We start from the raw sequence: 8,757 nt of genomic DNA on the forward strand, positions 1-8,757 counted from the left end.
CAATGCTCGGCAAGCTAACATCAAGCTATTAAGTCGCTTTAAATGCAGTTCAGGACAGAATTGGTAGAGAGAGTCATGTAAGATATTGAGTTCGCACATCTTGTTGTCTGATTATTGATTTTTGGTGAAACCATTTGATCATATGACAAGGTGTGCATCTACCTTAAATTGATGATTTTTATCTAAATCATCAGGGGATTCCTCAGTACAAGACATCATCAATCAGCTTCGCGCGGCATCCGACAATGTAACCGGACAAATTAATCAAGTGAGTCAAGATAGTCAGAATAGCCTTGATACGCACCAAAAAGCGGTTGCCAATATGGACACCTTGGATGCCAACTTACAACAATTATTTGAACACAATGCGCGGATTGCCGATGGTGCCAATCGACAAAGCCAAGCCGTGAATGAGATCAACCAGAGTATTGAAGAGCTTGCGCAGCAGGGTAGTCGCACGCATGAGGTCTTTGAGCAAAGTGAGCAAGCGGTCAAAAGCTTTGATCATCGCATGAAGGAATTAACCAAAAAAGTAAGTGCTTTTAATGGGTTGAGCAAGTAGCTATACGTGTTGTCGTGAGAAAATGTTAACGCATCTATTGCTTGTGTCTTTGCCGCGCTCCGGTAGGATAGCGCGAGGAGGGCGGCATGAATCTAACCCAAATTGATGCGTTTTGTGCGGTGGCAGAAACCGGTTCAGTGTCTGAAGCAGCACGTCGACTTGATGTGAATCGCTCACGTCTAAGCATGGCGATTAAAGCGCTAGAACAGTCGATCAATGCAGAGCTATTCTATCGTACCGGTAATCGGCTGATGCTGTCGGAAATTGGCAAAGCCGTATATAAAGACTTCGAGAGCATATCGGTGACCGCGGCGCGGATACGTTGCACTTGTGAACAAGCCAACGCGGGCTTCAATGCGGAAGTGTGGATAGCACGTGATGATGCTATTCCTGATCAGCTTTGGCAGGATTGGGCGCACCAGCTTAACAAGCGCTTTACCGCGACCTCATTTAACCTTGTGCTGGCCTCGAGCGGTGATTTAGCCAGCCTGGTAGAAACCCAACAAGTCGATTTTGCGTTTGGGGTCGATTACGAGCGCATTGACGATCCACGCATTAATTACCAACCGCTGGGTAAAATTCGCATGATGTCGGTGTGCAATAGTGATCATCCGTTGAGTCGCTTGCGTCGAGTCAGTGATGATCAACTGCGTAACGCCATGCAAGCGGTGATGGTCTACCTCAACGAAAAAGATAATCCAGAGCTCCAACCTTTCTCACGTCGCTATATTGGCTTTTCCAGCTTTGAATACATGCTCAATACTATCTTGCAAGAAGAGGCATGGGGTGTGTTGCCTGAGCCGCTGATCCGCAAGCACCTCCGTGAGCAGCGTTTGGCAGTGATCAAGCATACTTACGGCCTCACGCAAGAAGACTATTGCCTGTTTACGGCGTCTGGCATGGCCGAACACCCTGGGATCCAATGGCTTAACGATAGCATTACCAACTATTTGTTTGATTTCTAGATCTTGTTTGATTTCTAAATCTTCTATTAAAGATTAGTCATATCATCGTATTAGGCTGCTTTTTCGGGCGTTTTAACTGACTCAACAAAGTTTAAGATTTTCTGATCGCTCACATAGCGCTAGAATGCTTGCACTTGATTTCATCAATTCGACTGATTGTCATCGAGCCTGTTTATTTTCATCTAGCCTGTTTATTTTTATCTAGCCCACTTATTGTCATCGAGCCTACTTATGACTGCCTATCTCCGTTATCTGCCTTTTGTTCTTGCTGTCCTTGCGTGCTTAACCCCCTGGGTCACTTCGCCCATCGCTTTAGTACTCGGTTTTTTACTCACGTCTTTGGGCTGGGTACCCAGCGGATTACCGCTGACTAAGATCACCAAAAAGCTCCTCGCGTATTCTATCGTTGGGCTGGGGTTTGGCATTCCTTTGCAAGAGGCATTAGCAGTCACCGGCGACGGGATAGGGCTGATTATTGCTACCATTACCGGCACGTTAGTGTTTGGCACGGCACTGGCCAAGCTAATCGGATTGGATCGAAAAACCGGCCATTTAATTGCCTCAGGAACAGCGATTTGTGGCGGTAGTGCCATCGCGGCCGTCTCGCCCGCCATCAATGCCGATGATGAACAAATCGGTCTCGCACTGGGTACCGTGTTTGTGCTGAACTCGCTGGCGCTGTTTGTGTTTCCGATGATTGGGCATGCGTTGGGGCTGGATCAGCATACCTTTGGAACTTGGGCGGCGATCGCGATTCATGATACGTCGTCGGTCGTTGGGGCGGCGTCTGCCTATGGTGAGCAAGCGCTAACCACCGCGACAACGTTGAAACTTGCGCGCGCATTATGGATTGTGCCTGTCGCCTTTGTCAGCGCACTCATGTTTCGCAGCCACGCTAAAAAATCACTATTCCATTTTTCATTGTATTTTATTGCTTAGCTATCGGCATCAGTGATGTGTTTGTGCAAGCACAACCGATTTACGATGTGATTTTCGCGATTGCTAAGCAAGTGTTGGTGGTGTGCTTGTTCTTGATAGGCTGCAGTATTTCTGTCGCCCAGCTACGTGCGGCGGGCCCTAAACCGCTGCTTTTTGGCATCGCGCTATGGGTGATTATATCCTGTTCGTCGCTTGCTTGGCTGCTGTTAGCCGCTTAGTTGTCCGTTTTTTCCTCAGGATCACTCGTGCGGCGTGTCCTGAGGCAAACGGAGTACCGCGACCAATAAAAAAGCACTGAGTGCCGCAGCAAACTGCCACCATCCGGTGCTGGTCATTGCGAGAAAAAGCTGCAAGGTAATGGCAGCAAGCAAAATACCTTTCCTCATCCTCTTAGTCCATAAAGAATCTAAATTTACGTTTAGTATGAGCAATAGTTATATGAGAGCAAAATGCGATTTTGCGCTATCTCATAACTAAAATTTGTTTAGGACACTGAGTGTCAAAAAAACTGACAGCAAGATTGGGGCATAATACTCTGATTATTAAATGCTTTATGTTTGAACTAAGTGCGCTGATGAAAGTTTCAGCAAGTTCATGTTTGTAAAGCAGCGTAGTAGCACCAAGAATATGTGCGTGTTTTCTACTTTTGGTGTTTTATGTCTCCTCAACACGTGATCAATGAAAAGTCAGTATTAGTGTTTTCAGCCTTTTAGCCTTGGGGTTTGCCATCACCGGTCTGGCCGTCGGGTGGTTTGCTGGCTCTTTAGTGATTATGTTCGACGGTATCTATTCTCTGATTAGCTTAGTGTTAACTTTGTTGTCACTAGGTGCGTCATGGTATATCCACTCTCGTTACGCGCGACCGCTAACTCGTGTGCTGTTGACTCCATTGGTTATCGCAATCAAAGGAGCTGTCATTTTGTTGCTGGTTAGTTACTCCCTCTATGAGGCTGTTTCTTCCTTGGTTGAAGGAGGAAGAACGGTTAACCCTTCATTGGCGGTACTGTTCGGTATCATCAACGTGGTGGGTTGCGGTTATGGGTGGTGGATAATTGCGCGCAAAAATCGAAGCGGGGCAAAGCCAGTTGGTTGAGGCAGAATCGCGCCAGTGGCAAATGGATACCTTGTTAAGCGTAGCAGTGACGCTGGGGTTCCTCGGCGCTTGGCTAGTGGCGCATTCTCCATGGTCTGCCTATGCGGTGTATGCCGATCCTGTGATGATGGTACTGATGTCGTTTTACTTTATCAAAGTGCCCTTCATTATGGTGCGTAACGCGTTAAAGGAGCTCGCGCCTGTCACCGTTAAGTGGTATCGCACCCGCTCAGTGGCGTAATCAGAACACGCCACACAGCGGCTAACCGGTGGGGTATTGTGACTGTCTCGTCCAGATGATTTAATGGTTGGGAGATTAAATATTAAGGAAGACAAGATGTTACTGCCATCACCTTTTAAAAAAGGCGAGACAATTGGCTTTTTCTCGCCATCATCACCTGCCACCGTATTTGCGCCGCAACGGTTTGAACGCGCGATGGCCTATGTCAAAGCACAAGGCTTTAATCTTAGGGCGGGCGCATTGACTGGGCAATCGGATCACTATCGCTCAGGCTCGATCAAGGCGCGTGCGGAAGAGCTCAACCAGCTCATCCGTGATCCGAGTGTGCGCTGCATCATGTCGACGATTGGCGGAATGAACAGCAATGCTTTACTTCCCTATATCGATTACGCCGCCTTGGCTGATGATCCCAAGATCATTGTGGGTTATTCGGACCTCACTGCCTTACTGCTCGGTATCTATGCCAAAACGGGATTAATCACCTTTTATGGACCAGCCTTAGTGGCGTCTTTAGGGGAATTCCCGCCACTGGTCGATGAAACCTTTGACGCGTTTCGAGCAGTAACAACTGAGAATGTAACGCTGCCGATGACCTATAAGATGCCTGCGCAATGGACCGACGTTATGATCGATTGGGGCGAACAGACAGAGGCCAAACCGACTTATAAGAACGCATGGCAGTTTATGGGTAAAGGTCAGGTGAATGGCCGCATTATCGGTGGCAATCTCAATACTTTGAATGGGATCTGGGGAACGCCTTATATGCCAGCGATTGAAACAGGTGATATTCTGCTGATTGAAGACTCTTTGCTTGATATTGCCACGGTTGAACGCTCACTCGCACACCTAAAACTGGCCGGGGTGTTTGATACGGTAGGCGCGGTGTTACTTGGTAAACACGAGCTGTTTGATGACAAAGGAACGGGACGTTCAACCTATGACGTCCTCGAAGAAATACTCGATGGGCAGCCGCTCGCCGTGGTTGATGGTTTTGACAGTTGCCATACGCATCCAATGTTAACCACGCCTTTGGGTGCCCAAGCCTGTATTGATTTTGATGCCCAGACGGTCTCACTCACACAACCGTGGCTGGCGGGTGAGTCCGCTGGGTAATGAGCCTGTATTAGTAAGCCACACCGATACGTTGGCGACGGTGTGCGCCACTTTATCGATCACTTGGCAAGCTGCTGGCAGCATGATATCCAAGCTCCCATTGATGGGTCAGACGCAGCGCATCAATAAAGGCATCGTCATGGCTGACCAATATATAGGCACCTTGATAATGATTAAGCGCGTCGACCAGTGCGTGTTTGGCTGAGATGTCGAGATGATTGTCCGGCTCATCCAACAGTAATAGTGGCTGGGCGTGTTGGTGGGATACCGCTAACATCGCCACTTTCATCTTCTCACCACCACTTAAACTATCAACCGTTTGATAAACGCGATCGCCACGTAAACCTAAGCTAGCAAGGCAGGTTCGAGCATCTGACTCTGACAAATCGCTATGATTGAGCAAACAAGATAGCAGTGTTTGCTTAGGATCCAGCAATGAGAAGTGTTGATCTAAATACACACATTCACCGACAACGTCGATTGAGCCGCCAACAGGAGCGTAACGGCCCATTAATATACGCAGTAACGTGGATTTTCCTACGCCGTTTCGGCCTGTTAGTAGCCAATGCTCCCCCGCGTAGACAGACCAATCAAGCGGAGCAGTGGGTCCGAATGGCAATTGACACTGGGTGGCCTTTATCAGCCGTCGCCGTTTCATTGGCTCTGAGTGATGCATATACAACGTCGGATTGTTTTCCGGAAGCTGCGTATCAAGCGCGTCGAGTTGCTTTTGGTAACGCTTAAGCTGCTGAGAAAATTGTGTTTTCGCCCGCGATTTTGCGTCTTGAGCACTTTCTTTTTGACTATCCAGAATCGACTTCGCCTGACTTGATTTTTTGCGTAATTGTTTACCTTTTGATTCGCGCTTCTGTGCCTTTTCAGCGCCCTGCTGCTGTTGACGTAATACCTGTTTGTGCTGTTTATTCAGGTGCGTTCGTTTCGCGATGATTGCTTCCTGTTCTTGCTGTTGCGCGCGAATGAAGTCGTCATAGTTGCCCGTGTATTTTGCTATACCTTGTGGTGTTAATGCATAGATAGCCCGCATATGACGAAGTAATTGCTGGTCGTGACTCACCGTGATCACTAACCCAGGATAGCTTTCTATCCAGCTTAAAAGCCTATGACGTGCGGTTCGGTCAAGATGATTACTCGGTTCATCGAGCAATACGATATGTGCTTGGGAGTGAAAGACGCGATATAAACTCAGCAGCATCAATTGGCCACCGCTAAGCACATGCAAAGGCGCTGACAAAGGGGCAGCAATACCTAACTGGGTCAGTATTGCCTGATAGCGTTCGGCGATATCCCAGTCATCATTTACTTGCTCATAATGCGCTGGTTCGATGCTTCCAGCCTGAATGGCCGCTAACGCATGAAGCTGTTCGGCAATGCCAAGTACTTCAGCCAATGTTTGTGTCTTTGGTGCGGTAATATGTTGCGATAAGTAAGCAATATCACCATCGCGTTGTACATGACCTGAACAATGAATCCCGTGCGCGGATGGCAAAGTATGACCTGCCAATAGCGCGAGGAGTAGTGATTTGCCGGTGCCGTTATCTCCCACAAGGCCAATGGGGCCGTGCTCAAAGGTGATAGAGAGAGGTGCGAACAATACTTGCCCATCGGGCAGTGTCACACTGAGATCGTGTGTAATAAGGTAAGGCATAAAGCCTCCTTTATGTAAAGCAACACAAAGGGGCAGCGGTATGCGCTACACAGAAAGTCTGCGTAGATACGGTTTGGCAATATAAAGAACGTAAGCCCAATGGCCATGAATACCGACTAACCCCAAGATACCGAATATAAAAACGGTGTAATGAGTGTTAGTTGTTCATTGGCACGGACTCCGCTAAAGAAAGGAAATGAAAGTATAAAATAGGCGACTGGGCGTACGCAACCCCAGCCGTTCGTGCACTATAACGCGAGTTTAGTGAGGTAGTGATTGCTTAAAGTCAGTGAACGTGCCAGTGGTGTGGGTAGGGTGTCGATTTCGAGGCTATCAAGTAAGTTTTTCACATGCAGCCCGAGTTCGGTATCACCACTGATACTGAGTTGGCGCTGGAAAAATAGCGTATCCGGATCGCAATAGTGGGTCGCCATTTTTAAAAACGCTAACCAATCTCCCTCGATACTGACGTCTTCCTCTCCAGATAAACGCACCAACAATTGGTTGTTTTCGTTCAGCGACACGAACCAATTGGCGTTGAGATCGCGCAAACCAATCCGAATGGTACGGCCAGCAAGAAAGTCGAACTCTTCCTCTGCCAGCGGCACGGCAAACGCGGCATTCATCAATTTCGTCAGCACCTGAACTTGCAGTCCTTGTGGTAACTGAGTGATCGCTTTTAGCCCGGTGTAATTAGATTGGGCTGAGGCAGTGGCAGGGCAAGAGGTTGTTGTGTGATTGGATTAACGAGCATTTGGCTTTCCTTTGGTGCCAATGGTTGAATGCCACTAGAGTAGCGAGGTTGATGGGACTGTCCTTGGATCCGAGTCAAAAATGAGGGGGTTTTCCAAAAAATAAGAGTAAGTCCAACTTTCCGCACCAACATTAAGAATATATTCTTCGGTATCGTTCGCCCAGTACATCAATAATAATCTGTTGCCGCGCTTGGATATCTGTCACCATAGGTGGCGCAGCGCCCGTTGACACTTCATGAATGCCCGTGAAGCACTGAAAGACCCAGCGTATAGCATTAAACTGCAGGTCATCACCATCAGAAGCGCTTCGATGCGCGATGGTTTTTTCAAGAATAACGACGACGTTAAAAAGTCCGAGCTTTTTAGGAAACGAAAATCGCGCTCAACACTTTGCTGGGATTTATAGGTGTCTAGAAGTGCCTGCATACTCAGGTCGCCACTGCAATCATTGGTTGTGAGGATGAACACGCCGCTCTGCGCCCTGGCTGTCTCAACCTTTTCTAAGCAGCTACAGACAAGGCTGATAGTAATAGCCGTCCGGTTTTTGCCCTTTTTGGGTCGCCCTGGGATATCGAGCCTCTGTATTTAACTAGATAGGGGCTTTTTATTCCTGAAGGAAACCGACTATGAATAGCCGGCTCGTAAAAGCATGGGATGCTTTACACGTTTCTTTTGTGCCTAGGGTGACAAAATACACAGAGGTAGAGGCCAATTGCTAAGGCAAAAAATTGTATATACCCAGGTAGCTGGAGAGCGTCTACTATCTTGTCGTTGAAAAAGAGTATGTCTCCGGCATCGTAACCTCCTTTGACTTTGCCACCATAAAAAAATATCGACATGTATTGACCTGCGCTAATGAGCATTAGTGCATACTTGGAAAAGAAAACTATTTTTTCGGACGGCGATGAATTAAATTTCTTTAAGAAATAAACAAACACAATGGAAGTTAGCACGAAAACAGATTTTTCAATCACTTAGAAACCTCTCCATGCAAAGCATTAATAGTCAAACCGTCAGCAACAACTTCTGTAGCGAGAGAGCTCTTCTTCGCGGCTTGATAACCTCTAAAATCAGGGCGAGATCGCGAACGTTTTTTAACCAAAAAAGGATCAGTTTGACGATCACCTCTGGCTGTGATCATATAGGCCGATTCTAAAATAGTTCGGGATAGATACCGTGGATATCGATACATTTAAAGACTACTTCAGCGCCGTTGATGATAATCGCCAGAGTGCCAAGATAACCTACCCTCTATTCGAACTGCTCTTTGCTTCATTGTGCGCGGTGATTGCGGGGTCGAAAGGATGGTACGAGATTCGAGAATACATCCTAGGCCACCATGATTGGTTTAAGAGTCATGATATGTTTAAAGACGGTATTCCTGCCGACGATACCATCGCTCGTGCCATCTCTTCGATTGAAC

The 8,757-nt window shown here is 47.5% G+C and carries 7 protein-coding genes and 3 pseudogenes; 6 read left to right on the top strand and 4 right to left on the bottom strand.

The features are described from left to right. Window positions 1–268: 268 nt before the first annotated feature. The 3 genes and pseudogenes from DZ54_RS0109935 (at window position 269) to DZ54_RS20660 (ending at window position 2,684) form a co-directional block, all read left to right on the top strand. A complete protein-coding gene (locus DZ54_RS0109935; protein ID WP_025673960.1) occupies window positions 269–562 on the top strand; it encodes a hypothetical protein in 294 nt (97 codons plus the stop codon). 86 nt (window positions 563–648) lie between these two features. Further along, window positions 649–1,527 (top strand): LysR family transcriptional regulator, encoded by an 879-nt coding sequence (locus tag DZ54_RS0109940; protein WP_025673961.1) that lies wholly within the window; start codon window positions 649–651, stop codon window positions 1,525–1,527. 231 nt (window positions 1,528–1,758) lie between these two features. Further along, window positions 1,759–2,684, top strand: a pseudogene (locus DZ54_RS20660) (YeiH family protein). Between the two features lie 21 nt (window positions 2,685–2,705). Here DZ54_RS20660 and DZ54_RS25220 read toward each other — a convergent pair. Continuing rightward, window positions 2,706–2,852: a hypothetical protein gene (locus tag DZ54_RS25220; RefSeq protein ID WP_158011433.1), complete on the bottom strand. Its 147-nt coding sequence runs from the start codon at window positions 2,850–2,852 to the stop codon at window positions 2,706–2,708. Window positions 2,853–3,122: 270 nt separating this feature from the next. Between DZ54_RS25220 and DZ54_RS24150 the strand changes: the two are divergent. Together DZ54_RS24150 and DZ54_RS0109960 are read left to right on the top strand one after the other, a co-directional pair. Next, a pseudogene (locus tag DZ54_RS24150) lies at window positions 3,123–3,755 on the top strand (cation efflux transmembrane domain-containing protein); the annotation flags it as partial. A gap of 141 nt (window positions 3,756–3,896) precedes the next feature. Beyond that, on the top strand, window positions 3,897–4,913 hold the full coding sequence (locus DZ54_RS0109960) for a S66 family peptidase (protein WP_025673963.1): 1,017 nt from the start codon (window positions 3,897–3,899) through the stop codon (window positions 4,911–4,913). A 52-nt stretch (window positions 4,914–4,965) separates the two neighbouring features. Here DZ54_RS0109960 and DZ54_RS0109965 read toward each other — a convergent pair whose 3' ends face one another. The 3 genes and pseudogenes from DZ54_RS0109965 to DZ54_RS0109975 form a co-directional block, all read right to left on the bottom strand. Then, window positions 4,966–6,579 carry an ABC-F family ATP-binding cassette domain-containing protein gene (locus tag DZ54_RS0109965; RefSeq protein WP_025673964.1) on the bottom strand — a complete coding sequence of 538 codons (1,614 nt, stop codon included), beginning with the start codon at window positions 6,577–6,579 and terminating at the stop codon, window positions 4,966–4,968. Between the two features lie 248 nt (window positions 6,580–6,827). Further along, complete coding sequence (gene ubiT / locus DZ54_RS0109970; protein WP_420804850.1) at window positions 6,828–7,253, bottom strand: ubiquinone anaerobic biosynthesis accessory factor UbiT; 426 nt, start codon at window positions 7,251–7,253, stop codon at window positions 6,828–6,830. A 211-nt stretch (window positions 7,254–7,464) separates the two neighbouring features. After that, window positions 7,465–7,898 (bottom strand): annotated as a pseudogene (locus DZ54_RS0109975) (IS1634 family transposase); the annotation flags it as partial. A gap of 612 nt (window positions 7,899–8,510) precedes the next feature. Here DZ54_RS0109975 and DZ54_RS0109985 point away from each other — a divergent pair. Next, a partial coding sequence (locus DZ54_RS0109985) for a transposase family protein (protein ID WP_025673968.1) occupies window positions 8,511–8,757 on the top strand: 247 nt, incomplete at its 3' end.

It is taken from the genome of Salinivibrio socompensis S35 (assembly GCF_000513715.1).
GTDB lineage: Bacteria > Pseudomonadota > Gammaproteobacteria > Enterobacterales > Vibrionaceae > Salinivibrio > Salinivibrio socompensis.